Below are 14,930 nucleotides of genomic sequence, written 5' to 3' on the forward strand. Positions count from 1 at the left end.
CACTTACAAATCAAATAGTGATAACTCGGCTTGTTGGGGAACTTTGGGCTTGCTTGGCTTGGGTCGGGAGTTCCTGGCTTGTATCTTGCGAAGCTCCTCCTCTTGGTAGCGTTTCAATGCCAAATCACGCTGTGCTACCTTTTCCTCCTCAGTCAAGTCTATATGATGGTTCACTACAACATTACAAGATGTTGGTTTGCCGATTTCCAAAGTAGGCTCATCCACTACGTGAACCGCCATTGAGTATATTTCTTCGTCAGCAAAGCCACAACAACCAGACTTTTGTACCTCTGAAAATATATAGTTCACAATATCGTCAATGGTGCGTGTGGTGGTTTTATACTTGGCACGGAAGAGTTCATCCTCTTTTGCCCTATTGTCAAGATAGTTCTTGATAATCTCCTTGAATTGCTCTGTTCCTTTCATATATGTCTGTATTTAATAGTGTTCTACAATATCATCACGTGGCAGTCAATCACTTCGGTAGCCAATCCGAAAGCCGGACAATGTGAAAAGTATGGATAACATTCTCCCTCTTGTTCGGATGCGGTGCAAACATTCATCACGTTGTTGGCGGTGTGCCACTTGTCAATCATTTCAATTTCCTCATCTGTCAGTCCGGTCGGGTCGGAGTTGATAAGGTAGCAAAGTGCCCAAGTTGGGATGCATTCTATTGTAAAGTTCATAGCTGATGTATTTATAAGTTCCTATATTCTGATTGTTACCATATCGGCAACCTCTCCAAAAGTTCCTCCAATGGAATGGTATTGATGTCCTCACTACGGAACAACACTTTCCACTCCGGCTTAACCAACAAGCGATGGAAACACTCCACCGAAAAGCCTGTATCATTGGAGTAGCAAGTAATGCAGGCGAAGTTCTTGCCGTCCTTACGGATATGGGCATAATCGGGAGCCATACCGAAAGCACATCTGCGGATGGCCTCTCTGTTCCACAATAGGGTCAGTTCGTAAACATTCCCTCTGAGGTTTACCGCTTCTTTTCTGTCTTTAAGTGTGATAGCCATACGTTTTAATTTTTCCCCTTTTGTTTGAAGCCTTTTGGCTTCTCGCTCCCGGGTGATTTTTACGATGCCAACAATACGGAGGGAACAAGGGACGTAAGGCAAATGTGGCAAGCGGAAAGAGACGGAATACCCAATTGGGCACAAATTGCGGAAGGCTGCCGTCCGCTTTCCGTGCAGCCAAGTGCAACGGCATTTGCTGTCGGCACCGCCCTCCGTTACTTTGTATCGGAAAATAGAACCGGGAGCGCGGATGACCGAATGAAGATAACAGGCACAAAAATCCCCGACACCCTTGACCACATTGGTCCCGGATGCCGGGGATAAAGAAAAAGTATTTGCTGTATGGATTTACATCAGAGGAATCTCAAATGATTTGATGACACATTGAGCCTTCTTATCAAGAATGAACCAATACTCAGAGTGATAGGACTTGCCGCCAGAATCTATACCCTCATATTCAATCTTGACCTTCCAACCCGTAAATGATTTTGTAACACCATCATTTACTTGCGGAGTCAGGGAACGAAGCACAGACATCGCCTCCATCTGACGCTCCATCAGCACGGAAATCTCCTTATCGTCAGGATTGAAATTCTCCAACCCGTCAGTAAGATTCATCACTTTCTCATTGATTTTCATCATCGCCATAGAGATAGACATCTTCTCGTCCATCGTGATATACTCCCTGCCAAACACGGAATCCGGCTGGCTGATACCGATAATCTTGACAGACTTCGGATTATCCACCGAAGCCTTCAATGCAAGTTCCGCAACCTCTACAGCACGCTTCTTAGGATTATCGCCACGGAATACCAAATACCCAACGACACTCCAAAACAGAATAATTGAAGCCAATATAATGGCTAATCTTGTACCCGGTCTCATATCTTCACGATTTGGAGTTTGTCAGGAGAGACCACCCCCAGACGCTTGCGATAAATCGCACCGTCCTCACGATACATCTCCAGTTCTGTAGAAGTGATACCTTTCTCGCAAAGCTCCTTGGCTTCAGCCAAAGTCACCTGATGCCCACCGATATTGCGCCAAATGGCAAACGAACAGGGAGCTTCCTTATTGCCATAGTTCGAGCAGTTGAAGGCACGGCTGCCCACACAGATTTCACCGCCACAATGAGGACATTTGCCGATAACCGCTCGCATATTGATGTTCCCGTCATCAGCCAGTTCAAGCACGGTAGGAAAGATTTTACCTTCCTTGGTGGCGAAGCCGTCCAACAATACACTACGCTTCTCCAACAACTCCGCTATCTCGTTATCCGCCATCTTGCGGTTGCCAAGAATGGCATTGATGTTCAGCACACACGAGGGATTCTCTCCCATATTATTCTCACAGCGATACCCCTTGCAGGTCTTCACCACGTTACCGCCACAGAGGGGGCAGCTACCTATAATTTTCTTTTCTGTTGCCATTGTCATACTATTTGAATGTTATTCATACGATGTTCGATTATTATTCTAATTGCATTTTAATTACCATTTAAGCAGATACCCTTGATTCCATTCCGATACGATGCCGTTGATGATATTCTTGCCGGACATCACACTTGCCCAACCCTCCGGGTCAAGAGAGAACCAAAGGTCATTCCAAGATAAGGTACGAACCTGCCATGCCAGGATAAACAAATCCGTATTGATGGCTTCCAGACGGGTCACCACCTCGTTGGCGATGTAGTACCGCTCGGAAGAGTTCAACAAGTTCACCTTGTGCTTCTCATTCTTCCCGTCCCCACCTGGCACGTTATAGCTACCCGAAGTCACCAACTGCTTCATAAAGGGATAGAGTGCAGCCATCTGCGTAGCCGCATCCGTCAGTTCATCCGACACGATGGCGGCAATAGCCGTGCCTTTCAGATTACGACCCACCGATTTCGTCAACAAGCTACAGTTTTTGGGTATTTCAACCGTAACCAATTCCCCTGCACGTTTAATCTGATAGAGGTTCTGCATCGCACCCTGTGCATTGGATAGGTATTCCAGCATCTTGTTCTCTACAGAGTGAACACGGTCGAGAGCCAGGGTCACGGCTGTCTCAGCGGCGATAATCTGTTCCTGTCTTTTCTTACGTTGCTTGTGGATATTCTTCAACTCCACCGTCTGGGCAATCACCGCACTCGTCAAAGCCGGATCCGTCTGTTGGGCGAATGTAGGCAAACCGTTCATCAGGAAAGCTGATAGAATGGCCAATGCCGCTACTTTTGATTTTATTCTTTGCATATACTTCACATTTTAAGGCCCGTATTTCTGCGTTCAGTCAAGTTTTGTTCACGTTCCTCCTTATGCGGAGAGAGTATCGGAGCCATTGGCTTGTTCATCAAGCAATCGTTCCAATCCTTGAAAGCCTTGGGCGGTAGCCATTGCCCCATCTTGTAACGGATGGATAGCTTTTCACTGACCTGTGCCGTTAAAGAGCGTTCCGTGTTCAATTCAAAGGATTTTCCTTTGGCTTCCACTTGCAGTTTATTGTCTGTGCGAGTGATTTTCATCGGAATGTCCTCTAAAATTGCCATCATACGCAATCCGTAGATACGTCCGGCTAAATCATTGTCGAAACAATCAAATGCCCTCGCATTTGGGAAACGAGCCATCGTTCCGGTTATCTGCTTGTCAGAGAACGTACCACCCAATGATACCAAAGCCATATCCGTACCTAATTGAACTTTGTTCATCTGATAGAAAGCCATCGCATCAAGAGCCGACTCACAGAAGAACACGCTTCGGACAGCCTCATGATTGCCACCTGTCAAATCTGCCACCCAAGCCGAAGAGGAAGAATCCGTACCGGCCGCCTTGGACTTGTAACCGCCATATCCACGAATCTCGTAGCCGTTGGCTTCATCACTATGCTCATTCGTATAAGGGAAACCGATATTGTAACCTTCAAACTTTCCATTCTGCTTATCCCTGACAAGAGAAATAAAAGAAGATAGTTCTTTCACTGTATCATCGGATATGCCTCTTTGAGAAAATAATCTCGGAATCTTGTTGGTATCAATCGACTTGACCTCATAACGCGACTCATCGAATACGGCATCATGCTTGATGGACTTGATATATTCTCTATCTTCCCGATATTCGGGTTCGGGCATATTGGCAAAGCGTGCCATCACCTTGGCAATCTTTTGCCAATCGTCCTTACCCGATACCAGGAATGAATTCAGATTCTCACGGATGAGAGTGACCACATCGCCTTTGGAGCCATCCCTGCGGAAGAAAGTCTGGGCCACCTTGTTATGCGGATGGCTGACGATAATGGTGTCACGTCTGTCATTGCCTTCACCAAGCACCAGTTCAATGTACCGACCCACACCCGCTTTCCGGTCCAGACGATACCCCAACGCATAGGCGATGTCATCCACACCCACACGGGATTTCATCTCCTTGAAGTTTACTTTGTAATCACTCATCATCTGTCTGTATTAGTGATAACCCCCAATCAAAGAGAAATACCCGTGCTTACTTTCTGATTTCTCCGTATCACAGTCAACTCCGGCTCGTAAGTCTTTCGTGCCGTCATATTCAGGAACGCTGTCTTATCTTTCTGGTCAGTAAGCTGGAAGAAGGTCTTTGCCGTGTCTTTGGTGACTTTCTTCAATCCCAACTCCACACCATCGTATGAGACACGGATAGCATAATCGCCGGAACGGGTCTTGATAATGGCGGCATTCTTGAAAGGGACTTCCTCACTTGGATCCATTGGAGTAAACGGGTCGTTCTTGGCAAGGTAAGGTTGTTCGCCCAATGCCAACCGTTGCTTGTCCACGTGGTCAAGTATGAGGTCGGATGCCTTGTTTACGTCTGCCATAATGGAAACAATGAACTTAGGTTCCTTCTTCAGGACACCAATCCACGAGTCCAAATAGGCGGCGGAGTTGTCCGTTATCTTGGAATCGAATCCCATCGAGTGGCTGATCATGGCAGCCGTCAGTTCCGCCACCAGTTCCTCCTTCGCATATTTCGGATCTCCAAACTTGCCACCTATCTCACGATTGAGTCGGTCTGCCGTCATGGTCGAGTGGGTCATTTCGTGTAGCATGGTCGAATAATACTCCATACCGCCACGATAGACTTCCTCCGGAGTTTTGCCGATATTGAACTGCTCCTTCATGGGAACAACAATCCTGTCTGCCAAGGGAGAATAATAAGCACCGTCCACTCGTTTGTCCGCCTGTATCGGACAGAGCCATCCCTGGGTCTGCACCATACGGTCAAGGGCGGCATGGGCATACATACCTTCAGTGTCTCTAAGCTCCGGCACTTTGAACTTCTCCAACAGCTTTTGCATACGCTCCGGCTGTATCTCTGCCAGATTGGTCTGTGCGACATTGTAAACCGGAAAAGCCTTGATAAAAGGAATCGCTTCCAAATCTTTCCGCTCCTCCCGACTCATGGCACGGTATTATCCGAACTGATTTTCTGCCCGTTCTTGTCCTTTACCAGCATATCCCAATAGACCACGGGAAACGCCTTTTCTCCTTTCAGGACGTGGGCTTTGAGGTTATGCGCCTGCTTGAAAGTCAGATAGACAGGTAGGTCATACCCATTCGCCGCCGTATGTAGTTGCAAGAATAGCGAGTTGGAACCGGAATAGTTCCTGCCGCCCACGTTCTGCGGCAAGCCGGCATAACCCGAAGCACCACCAATCCAGCCTTTCTTCCAGTCGGAGGCTTTCATCTGCTCCATGCGGTCAATCATCATCGCCGCGAACTTATCCAGAGCGACCTGACCGGCATTGCCCGAAGCTGACGGATTGTAACTAGTTCCAGATGCCATAGTCCTCGTCATCCATTACCTGACGGTCCATCTGCTCGATGTCCGTCTGCTCGATATAAAACTCTGCGGATTCGTCCGAGGGGTCTGTACCGTGGGTACGGCACCACTCTAAATAACCCTGTTCGTTCTCACTCTCCAGGACAAAACGGAGATAACCGATTTTGCCCTCCTGAAGGAGTTCCACCAACTCCTCATGCTTCATCTTTTTGTTCATATATAGTTTTTCTTTTATCGTTAAACTGTTGTTTGATTAGTTACCTTTTCATGGATGCGGATTTCTCCACCTTGACACTCTTTGCAGCAAGCATACCGCTGATTTCCGTATTGAGATACTTCGCTGCAATCTGTTCCCGTGTGGCGGTCTTTGCCTTGAAAAGGGAATAGCCGTCATCAAAGGAGATTTCATGCTTGGTGGTGCGCCCCTTGTCGCCCATATCCACGGACACCTTCCACTTGTTGTCACCACGGTCTTTCGCCACACGCACACCTTTCGGGTCTATGCCTTCGGGAAGCTGGTACTTCTCGTAGGCTGATTTCAAGTGCAGGCGTTCCCCGAAGTTCTTTTCTACAAGTTGAGTAGGAGTCATCACCCGATCGAAGTAGGCGTTCAAGTCCTGACGGGAAGCGACAGCCGACATCTTGGAGTCACCGATTTGCGCATAGAACTTGTACTTGCCATAATCGGCACGCTGCTCGTCCTTCTCCTTATAGACATTGAACTTCTCCACGGAGATATTGCCTTCCGGTCCGGCAATGGACTTGGGCATCTTGAAGGATTCCTCCGACACCTTTGGCATCAGTTTGGTCGGATAATAGCGTTCCATCAACTGGGGCACCGTCATTTCCTTCTTCTGGTAGGCGGCTAAGTCGGTAGCGTCCATCCGTTGTGGCTTCAACTGTTTACCGTCCATCTTGGCGGTGAAATACCACTCTTCGGGGTTGGCTTTGCTTTGGTAAGCGTGACCGTGGGTCACTTTCTCGCCGGCAGCAGTTACCATCTGAGGCTCGCGTGGTTTCTTCTCCTGCTTCGCCTCGGCTTTCTGTTCACTCTTGGCTTCCGCTTGCGCTTCCACCTTTTTCTCCTTGGCAGGTTTCTCCCCGGCTGTGTTCTTCACAGTCTTGGCAGGCTCTTCCTGCACAGCCTTCTCTTTCTTCTCTTTACTCTTCTTTGCCATATTGGTATTGTTTGATAGGGTTGGTTCTTCGTTCTTCCTTACTTTCTCTACGACTTCAAGCTTGTCACAGATGGCGACCCGTTCTCCGGCACGGATGAGTTTGGGCAAATAAGTGTCCAATGCAACCGTAGGGAACTCAGCGGTCTTTATCTTCTTCTCAATGCCCGAAGTCAGCTTGTCTGCCGTGGCTATGCCGAGAATCAAGGCGGCTTTAACAGCATCCTCCTTGTAGAGCCGGTAGAAATCGCCCTCCCGAAAAAGGAGCATCGCATCGGGATGCTTTTGTTTCAGAGAGTCAAATTGTCTCAGGAGTCCGGCATCCGGCTCTTTGTCTGTTTTCTTAGCCATGACCGTCAGCGTTTAAGGATATTGTTTGCTTTTTCCTCACGGGAGGGTTTAAGGTGGATGGCACGTTCCTTGGATTGGGCATCCACGACCTTCTGGTATTCCCAACGGTTCTTGTCTGTCATTACCAGACCCAAGTATTCAGGATGCTGCTCGTCATAACGGAGCTTCTGCTGCCGTTCCCACTCTTTCATATCGCCTTGGATGACCTTGAAGCCTTGCGGTTCTTTCAAGTCCACACCCACGGAAACCTTCTCACCGCCTACATTGAGTTCGATGGGCTTGCCCTCACGAACCTGTTGCTTCTGCAGGGTGCCCAACTCGATGTCATTGACTTTTTCCATGTCTTTGAGTTTCTGCTCCAGTTGGATGTCCGTCACTTTACGATGGATGACCGATTTGGTTTCAGGGTCTAATTGGAGGTACTGCTTTGTCTTCTCGCCGTTTACCTCCACGGCTTTTTGAAGCACCTCGCCATTCCGTAGCCGGATGGCTTCCTGCTCGGTTAAGCGTAGAACCTTGTTACGCTCCACTTCAAGCGCCGCTCTGACCGGATAGGCGATAAGGGCAGGATTACCGTTTTTGTCGGCAGTAAGCTGTAACTTAACCGGCAAGGTGATGATGTCGCCATTACGGGCGTTGATAGAGACTTGCATCAGCGGAGTGACCTCGCCGGAAGCCAGTTTTTCCTTTACCTCCTGAGGCAACAAATCCGCTTTCTTACGGTCGATGCCCAATACCGCCAACTTCTCGTAGGGCAGCATTTCGGATAAATTTCTGTTGTGTAATTCCATTTGAATGATGTTGAACTGTTAATTTTGCGGTGTCGTTACCGCTTGGATGTCACAAAATTACCCACATCAAATTCCGGAAAAGAAATGCGCAACACTATTCTGACAGCGATGTTCTTGATGCTGATGCCGGGCATGGCATCGGCACAGTTCTATACGATAACGAAAGAGGCAAGAATTGAGTCGATTCGGGCAAACGACAAAGAAAAGGCTATTGATAATAAGAAGGATACAACACAAATAGGCTCAAATAATGAACCGAAAGATACATTGAAAGTTCAATCGTATATTAGAACAAACAAACGTCTATGTACCCAAAAAGTGGACGGTAAGACGTCCCAAAAATTCAAACGGGTTAAATCAAACGGGCATCTTCCTGAATTGACGATTCCCAACCTCTATACGGAAATCAAGAAGAACGGCATCCTATATCCGAAAGTGGTATTGGCACAAGCCATTTTGGAAACAGGATGGTTTACCTCACCACTGTGTAGGGATAGGCACAACCTCTTTGGGCTGACCAATCCACGTACCGGAAAGTATTATGAGTTTGCCCATTGGTCGGAAAGTGTCCGCGCCTACTATACCAAGGTGCAGTACAAGTACAAACGAGAAGATGGGAACTATCTGCTTTGGTTAAAAAAGATTGGGTATGCGGAAGCACCTGATTATATTCCGGCAGTTATCAGTGTGCTAAAAATGTTATAGCGCACCATATTAGTAGCAAGTGCATCGGATAGAAAGCATAAAATCCATACTTGGCTGCATTGCCCTTGATAAATCCCCTTGTGCCATCGTATAAGAAGATGACCATGCAAGCCAGCAAAGCACCGATGCTACCATAGTGCATCATCAATGGGAAAGCGCAAAGTATCTGCATTATCCGACCATAGGGAAAAGGAAGAATCTTGTTTTGATTCCGTAACAGATTGAAAACGACAATTATCAATATTCCTCGCCACTCATAATCCGTTCCAGACCAAGTGGCGAAGCAAGCAATAGAGAGAATAGCCACCCCACAAAGGATGCTATTCTCTTTCAATTTCTCCAATACCGCCAAAGCTATCACGCCTAAAGCCAACGTGAACATTACGTTGTGCGTACCGTCCGCTCCATTCAGCAGATACCAAGGAACTTCACTGATAACGGCAAATACCAATAGCTGTGCAAAGTACCTCTTTCGGTTATGTGTATAACCGAAACCTTCCACAATCAAGAAAGCAAACACAGGAAAGGCGATTCGACCTACACAGCGCATGGCATTGTAAAGTAGTGTGCCGTTCTCCATCAGAAAATAGGCACAATGGTCTATCACCATAGATATAATGGCGATAATCTTCAACGTGCTACCGCTAAAGGTGGGTATCTTCGCAAGTCCTTCCATAATCAACTCATTCCAAGCAGTTCCTTAACCATATCCTCCACCTCCTGATTGACACGCTTGAAGTTGCGGTTCAGCATAATCTCCTTCTCCCGGTCATTCTTGAACTCATAGATTTTGGGCAGAGCCACATAGTGGTCTTCCTCCGCCTTAATCTTCTTCATATCAAAGTGCGTCTTGCAGAAATACTTCGTGGTCTTGAACTCCTCCGACTGCTCTATGTCGAAGTTGTCAAGCATCTTGTCATTGGTGGCGGTAAAGTCACGTGCCGCCTGACCAGCCAGCCATCCCGTAGCCATATCCGCTATCTTGGCTGCCGGAACAAGGTAGTCCATCTTCTCGGAGATGGTAGTAGATACCTTTTGGTCATTGATGGAGATGGAGCGTGAGGTCTGCTTCGCCTTGCCGAACACATCATTCTGCGCCCACTCCAAGGTTTCCTTGTTACGTGCCGCTCCCATAAAGATGTTACCGCAGGTAGTGATAATCTTCTGCATACCAACCTTGCCATAGTCCGCTTCCAACTGAGGCAACTCCTGAAAGCCAAGGGTCACGGCAACCTTATTGGAACGTGCCGTACCAATCAAACGGTCTATCTTATGGAAGTACAGAGTGGGCAGCTCATCCACGATGATGCTTACCGGGATGTTCCCCTTGGAGTTTACACGTGTAATCAGTCGGTTCAGCACCAAAGCGTTCAGCGAACCGATGACCTGTTCCTTTTCCGGGTCATTTGCGATGACCAAATAACTCGGATGCTCCTTGTCTGAAATCTTCAAGTCAAAATCATCACCTGTAAAGACCCAATAGGCTTCGGGAGATACCAATCTTGCGGCATTGACACGAAGCGTACCCACCATACCTTCCAACTGGTCATTCGCCTTGTTCTCGAAAGCACTCTTGAACGGAGCCATCAAGGATGCAATCTTATCATCCTGCATCAGGATGTTGAACACTTGGTCGTATGACCTGCCTAAGAATGATAGTACGTGCGGCATATCTGAGAACTCACCTGTGATGGTGTCCGGCTCAACCTCGTTTCCGTGCTCATCCTCATACCAACAGCGGTCTATTTTTCTAAGTGTTCTTGTCCGGTCTTTATAAGAAAACCCGTTCAAGTCCACAAACATCCTATCTTCATCGGTAGATACATCATTGCCGTTCTCATCCACGAAGTCCAGCACCACATTTCCCTTCTCGTCTATGGCATTGAAGTCATCCCAATTCCGAATGACAATCTCCAATTTCTTTCCCTCCAGCAAAATATAGCGTTTCAGTTTCTTTCCATTTCTGAACCCGACAGGGTGGAAGTTTACGAAGAAATAAATGATAGCCGCCAAGAAGTTCTCTGCCGAATTGGTGAAGAACGCTTCCGAACCGCCTTTCTTTTCTCCACCTCCCTTGTTTAAGGAAGCAAGTAAGGTAGCTGCCGTTTCCGAAGCTGCCGCCAAGTCAGGGATATACTTCCGTTGTATCGGATTGATGCGGTCAGAGTATTCCACATCCGTGAAGTTGATGGTACGGAACCCACAGTTAGCAGGAAGCCTTCCGGCTTTCCGATTCTTACAGAACTGATAGAATAGCGTTTTCGCCAATGTGGGGTACTTGAAATCGTACACCATCATGGCAAAACCTTTGGCGGCATGTTGCCGTATGAACGGGTCAATGATACCGAAGGACTTACCCGAACCCGGTGTTCCGAGAACAATCGTGCCACGGAACGGGTTGATGATATTGATCCATCCCTTGTGCATCTTCCGTTTCCAATAATAAATCATCGGTATGTTTACCGAATAGTCGTTATTGGCAAGTACCTCAGACTGTTGGAAGGACTCGTTCTCGAAATTGAAACGGTCATCACCAACCTTATAGTTGTAATACTTGGCAATGCCGTCCAATCCTTGATGCACCAACATGGTGCCAACTACTGAGCATACGGCATAAAGAATACGGTTGGCAGGGAATCCCATCCAACTCATTCCGAAGTCCATCTTGTGAAAGAGGAAGCAGAGTCCGACAAGGGTCAGACCGGCTAATACAGGATAAATGACCATTGTCTTGACATTGAACTTCAATGCTTTCTTCGCCTTTGTACCGATGCAGACCACACAGATGCAGACCAGTTCCACCATCTTACAACCCGAAACGGACGTGAACACGGGGAATCTGCCTAACAGGTCAAGAATGAACTGCGTAACACGGTTGTCTGCCGTAATGGGCAGGTTCATAATAATCTCAATGATGAGAAAGATGTAGATGCAGCTACGGAAGTAGTTATACATCTGCTGCTGTTCCCTTGTTTCTTCAAATGCCATAGCTCAAAATCAGTTAGTGGTTCAAAAAGGTATCTTCATACCAAGCAACAATCCATTTCTAAAAGTGTCCCCATGAACAAAATTCACGTTATTCTTTTGGGTAATCACAAACTCACAACCGTTTCTGAAAACGTAGCTGTATTCAAAGCTCGCTTCCAATCCGAGAAAGAATTTTCTTTCCACCGCACCGAATTGAGGGCCGAAACGGAAGCGAAGCATACCGTTCTTGTATCTTGCCAGCCGTTGCTTATAGACAATGCCGCCATCCCAGAAGTAACCTTTCCAAAAGTCATGCTTCCTCCAATGGTTGCCCACCTCGCCATACAACTCCACGGCATTACCGTAGGATAGCGGATGTTCATAGCCGACCGTAGTGTTCAACGTAGAGGGGAACTGAAAGCCTGCATTTATTGATAGCTTGGCATCTTGCGCGGATGCACCAATGGTCATAACCGCACATACAAAAAGGAATAATAGCTTTTTCATTGTTCGACAGAGTATTTGATGTAATAGTAAGGATAATAATCGCTGTTTTTCAAGATGTCCGAGTCAAAACCGTCGGCATTGAGGATGTCCTCATATTCGATGGTCAGCACGATGACACGTCCGCTGATTTGGTTCTCTGAAATCTCCAGTCTCAACACTTTCTCGTCCGGGAAAGTCAGTTTGGGAAGCACCAACACATTGCGGTAATTCTTCTGGAACTTCTTGGCATAGTTGAGTGAGAATACCGGAGTCAGTTCGATAGTCTGTGAGTTGGTAGCCTTGCTCTGCTTCTTGTCGGTCAGCTTCACACGCAGTTCCTCAATGTCGTAAGGTATCTTCGTCTTGTTCTGCAGCGAGTAGTCAATGAAGAAGTAATCCCCAATGGCATAGATATTATTGACCACCGCTTTCATGCCGTGCGCCTTTGACACCACCTGATTGAACTTGCGGTCACTGCCATAAACTGCCCACGCATAGCGGGCCATTTCCGACATGGGCATAGACACCTCCGGGTTGATGTAGGATTGCGTATCGCTGTATGGAACTTGGAAGATGGATGCCGCCAATGTGGGGGATTGTGTATAAACAATGTCATATTGGGCGATATGCCGTTCTCCAATCAAGGTAAGCGTACCCAACAGTTCATCTTCCTTATAACTGCATACCGTAGTGGAATCGCTCTCTTGAAAAGGCTTGATACGAACAATGTTATCGGCACATTGGTTGCCGATAATCTTGGGAGTGGATATATCCACCAATTTGATGTTCTCCGGCATAACGATGTGGGTGGTCACTCCGCTATTGACATAGATTTTTTCGTTGGCAGATGCGTTGCCTACGACAAATAGAACACTGAGAATAAAAAGAACAATCTTGGAATTCATACTGAAAATTATTGATGTTTGACTATAAAATATCTGAATACGTTTGAGAAAATCTACCTTGCTTCATCCGAATTTATCAAATAGACAATGGTGTTGTATTTGATTTTCGCCTTGTTCTTTCGGATATTGGAGGATATGGCCGACGATGCCGAGTTATACATATTCTGCAAGGTCTGCAGGGCAATGGCTTCAGCCGATATGCCGGCTTCATATCCGCTTCCCGAATCAAAATTGATATTCTGCTGTACCGCATTGGAGCCAGCATCTTTCACAAAGTCACGGAACTGGGATTCGGGAACATAGAAGCCTTCCATGCCGTCATTGTCAAAGACGGACAGATTGACCTTTACGAACTTATCCCCAATCAGGATGCTGGTGATGGCCGCACGTACACGCTGCTGCCCGAAACCTGTCACCGTTCCATAGAGATAAGTGCTTTTCTTCAAATTGATGCCGCCAACCGTCACATCATCCAATAGCTTGAAGCGAAGACGGGTGCCTTCACGTGCCTTGGTGGTCTGGTCTATCATGGCGCGAATCAGTTTGGCATCCACCGCATCGTCCGAAGAAGAGACCGTGTGGAACTTGTCTGCATTGGTATCGGAGGATTTGATAACCAGCTTGGGACGGTTGCGTTCTTTCTCTTCCTGTCGTACTTTGGCTAAGGAATCGGCACGTTGCCTTTGCAGGGCTTCTTCCTGCTCCGGGGTGGTTATACCCAGTCCGCTTTCAATGGCTTTCTGCCGTTCATAGCTCCTGCGTTGGATTTCCTCCAAATCTTGGGCAAATTCATCCTTTGAGGTATAACCATTGGTCGGATTATCGCCATAGGCATATTCATTGATATGCTTTCGGGATTCCGCAAGGGAACGCTCCAACTCCTCCAGTTCCTTCTGCTGACGGATGCGTTCTGCTTCGGCTGCATCGAGCATATTCAGTTCTTCCTCAGTGTAACCATGTTCCAGTTCCTCGGCCTCATTCTTCTCCTCGCCAATGGCACCGACAGCGGTAAAGGCATCCTCGTCACCGAAGCGTCTTGACATCTCATACATTTTGTCTCCGGCTTCCTCTGCCTGGGCTTCGGGAAGCTCCATGTTGATGCGGTCGGTGGCTACCGACTGTCCGGTATCGCCCGAACCCTTGAAGGTCTGCATCACGAAGTATATCAATGCGCACAGTGGCACGAACACCACCAATGGGAAGATATACTTGGGTTGTTTGAAATTGATTTTAATCATTTGCTCTCATTATTGTTAAGGGATTTGACAATGTTTTCAAGCTGTCGGTATCGTTGGATGATACGGGCGGAATCTATCCTTGACTTATTGGGGACGGCAATCATCGAATCCAATTCCTCACGGAGTTCCTGACCTTGGGCTACCAAATCCATCAGCGTGTTGCGCTGAATGTCCTTGTTTGCCTGTATGGTATGGAAGCCGCTGAAAAGCGGTTCCATGTTGGAAACCATACTGATATTGGACTCGCTTAATCCATTTGACGGGCCGGTTTTTGTTCCACTTATCCAAAGATTATCCACTAACAAGAATAGTAGAGAACTGACTACATAGGCAAAAGTTTTCTTGGGATGCTTTATCGCCCATGCGTTAGCCAAACGGATTCTTGCTTCCAACCGATATTTCGTACCGATTGCCCCCATCTTGGGTTGCAGCCATGACCGAACCTGTTGGTGGGTTTTCAGGCGGCTTTCATGCAATATCTTTCTGAGTGATTTCATT

The 14,930-nt window shown here is 47.2% G+C and carries 18 protein-coding genes and 1 pseudogene; 2 read left to right on the forward strand and 17 right to left on the reverse strand.

Going from position 1 to position 14,930, the window contains the following annotated elements; genetic code table 11:
- Positions 1-3: 3 nt before the first annotated feature.
- Genes INE92_RS08105 through INE92_RS08115 form a run of 3 tightly spaced genes read right to left on the reverse strand, consistent with a single transcriptional unit; the run spans position 4 to position 1,027 of the window.
- Positions 4-426, reverse strand: a complete 423-nt coding sequence (locus INE92_RS08105) for a PcfK-like family protein (RefSeq protein WP_211454388.1) — start codon at positions 424-426, stop codon at positions 4-6.
- A gap of 23 nt (positions 427-449) precedes the next feature.
- Positions 450-686, reverse strand: a complete 237-nt coding sequence (locus INE92_RS08110; protein ID WP_211454386.1) for a DUF6926 domain-containing protein — start codon at positions 684-686, stop codon at positions 450-452.
- A 35-nt stretch (positions 687-721) separates the two neighbouring features.
- On the reverse strand, positions 722-1,027 hold the full coding sequence (locus INE92_RS08115) for a hypothetical protein (protein ID WP_211454384.1): 306 nt from the start codon (positions 1,025-1,027) through the stop codon (positions 722-724).
- Between the two features lie 102 nt (positions 1,028-1,129).
- On the opposite strand from INE92_RS08115, the gene INE92_RS08120 reads away from it, so the two are divergent.
- A complete protein-coding gene (locus INE92_RS08120; protein WP_211454382.1) occupies positions 1,130-1,351 on the forward strand; it encodes a hypothetical protein in 222 nt (73 codons plus the stop codon).
- A 24-nt stretch (positions 1,352-1,375) separates the two neighbouring features.
- Here the strand turns inward: INE92_RS08120 and INE92_RS08125 are convergent, their stop codons facing one another.
- From INE92_RS08125 to INE92_RS08160, 8 genes and pseudogenes are all read right to left on the reverse strand, one after another.
- Complete coding sequence (locus tag INE92_RS08125; RefSeq protein ID WP_211454379.1) at positions 1,376-1,912, reverse strand: hypothetical protein; 537 nt, start codon at positions 1,910-1,912, stop codon at positions 1,376-1,378.
- Complete coding sequence (locus INE92_RS08130; RefSeq protein WP_211454377.1) at positions 1,909-2,457, reverse strand: type IA DNA topoisomerase; 549 nt, start codon at positions 2,455-2,457, stop codon at positions 1,909-1,911. Before INE92_RS08130 ends, INE92_RS08125 begins: the two co-directional genes overlap by 4 nt.
- Before the next feature lie 60 nt (positions 2,458-2,517).
- Complete coding sequence (locus tag INE92_RS08135; protein ID WP_211454375.1) at positions 2,518-3,261, reverse strand: hypothetical protein; 744 nt, start codon at positions 3,259-3,261, stop codon at positions 2,518-2,520.
- A 5-nt stretch (positions 3,262-3,266) separates the two neighbouring features.
- Positions 3,267-4,451, reverse strand: coding sequence for a DUF3991 domain-containing protein (locus INE92_RS08140; protein ID WP_211454372.1), 1,185 nt, complete (start codon positions 4,449-4,451; stop codon positions 3,267-3,269).
- Between the two features lie 29 nt (positions 4,452-4,480).
- Positions 4,481-5,817: pseudogene (locus INE92_RS08145) on the reverse strand (ArdC family protein).
- The gene (locus INE92_RS08150) at positions 5,801-6,031 is read right to left on the reverse strand and encodes a hypothetical protein (protein ID WP_022401454.1); all 231 of its coding nucleotides are present in this window, start codon (positions 6,029-6,031) and stop codon (positions 5,801-5,803) included. Before INE92_RS08150 ends, INE92_RS08145 begins: the two are co-directional and overlap by 17 nt.
- A 40-nt stretch (positions 6,032-6,071) precedes the next feature.
- Complete coding sequence (locus INE92_RS08155) at positions 6,072-7,340, reverse strand: MutS N-terminal domain-containing protein (protein WP_211454369.1); 1,269 nt, start codon at positions 7,338-7,340, stop codon at positions 6,072-6,074.
- A 5-nt stretch (positions 7,341-7,345) separates the two neighbouring features.
- Positions 7,346-8,131: a DUF4099 domain-containing protein gene (locus INE92_RS08160; protein WP_057249820.1), complete on the reverse strand. Its 786-nt coding sequence runs from the start codon at positions 8,129-8,131 to the stop codon at positions 7,346-7,348.
- Positions 8,132-8,215: 84 nt separating this feature from the next.
- Between INE92_RS08160 and INE92_RS08165 the strand changes: the two genes are divergently transcribed.
- Positions 8,216-8,836 carry a glucosaminidase domain-containing protein gene (locus INE92_RS08165; protein ID WP_022401457.1) on the forward strand — a complete coding sequence of 207 codons (621 nt, stop codon included), beginning with the start codon at positions 8,216-8,218 and terminating at the stop codon, positions 8,834-8,836.
- Here INE92_RS08165 and INE92_RS08170 read toward each other — a convergent pair.
- The 6 genes from INE92_RS08170 to INE92_RS08195 are packed head-to-tail and all read right to left on the reverse strand — an operon-like array spanning position 8,814 to position 14,929.
- A complete protein-coding gene (locus tag INE92_RS08170) occupies positions 8,814-9,512 on the reverse strand; it encodes a TraX family protein (protein WP_022401458.1) in 699 nt (232 codons plus the stop codon). The two genes, INE92_RS08165 and INE92_RS08170, sit on opposite strands and share 23 nt — an antisense overlap.
- 2 nt (positions 9,513-9,514) lie before the next feature.
- Complete coding sequence (locus tag INE92_RS08175; protein ID WP_211454367.1) at positions 9,515-11,824, reverse strand: type IV secretory system conjugative DNA transfer family protein; 2,310 nt, start codon at positions 11,822-11,824, stop codon at positions 9,515-9,517.
- 21 nt (positions 11,825-11,845) lie between these two features.
- The gene (locus INE92_RS08180) at positions 11,846-12,310 is read right to left on the reverse strand and encodes a hypothetical protein (protein ID WP_057249815.1); all 465 of its coding nucleotides are present in this window, start codon (positions 12,308-12,310) and stop codon (positions 11,846-11,848) included.
- A complete protein-coding gene (traN, locus tag INE92_RS08185; RefSeq protein WP_211454364.1) occupies positions 12,307-13,194 on the reverse strand; it encodes a conjugative transposon protein TraN in 888 nt (295 codons plus the stop codon). The genes INE92_RS08180 and traN overlap by 4 nt, the downstream gene beginning before the upstream one ends.
- Positions 13,195-13,247: 53 nt before the next feature.
- Positions 13,248-14,432: a conjugative transposon protein TraM gene (locus tag INE92_RS08190; protein WP_211454361.1), complete on the reverse strand. Its 1,185-nt coding sequence runs from the start codon at positions 14,430-14,432 to the stop codon at positions 13,248-13,250.
- Positions 14,429-14,929, reverse strand: a complete 501-nt coding sequence (locus INE92_RS08195; protein WP_211454359.1) for a hypothetical protein — start codon at positions 14,927-14,929, stop codon at positions 14,429-14,431. Before INE92_RS08195 ends, INE92_RS08190 begins: the two co-directional genes overlap by 4 nt.
- Position 14,930 lies beyond the last annotated feature (1 nt).

This window comes from Bacteroides xylanisolvens, from assembly GCF_018289135.1.
GTDB classification, from domain to species: domain Bacteria; phylum Bacteroidota; class Bacteroidia; order Bacteroidales; family Bacteroidaceae; genus Bacteroides; species Bacteroides xylanisolvens.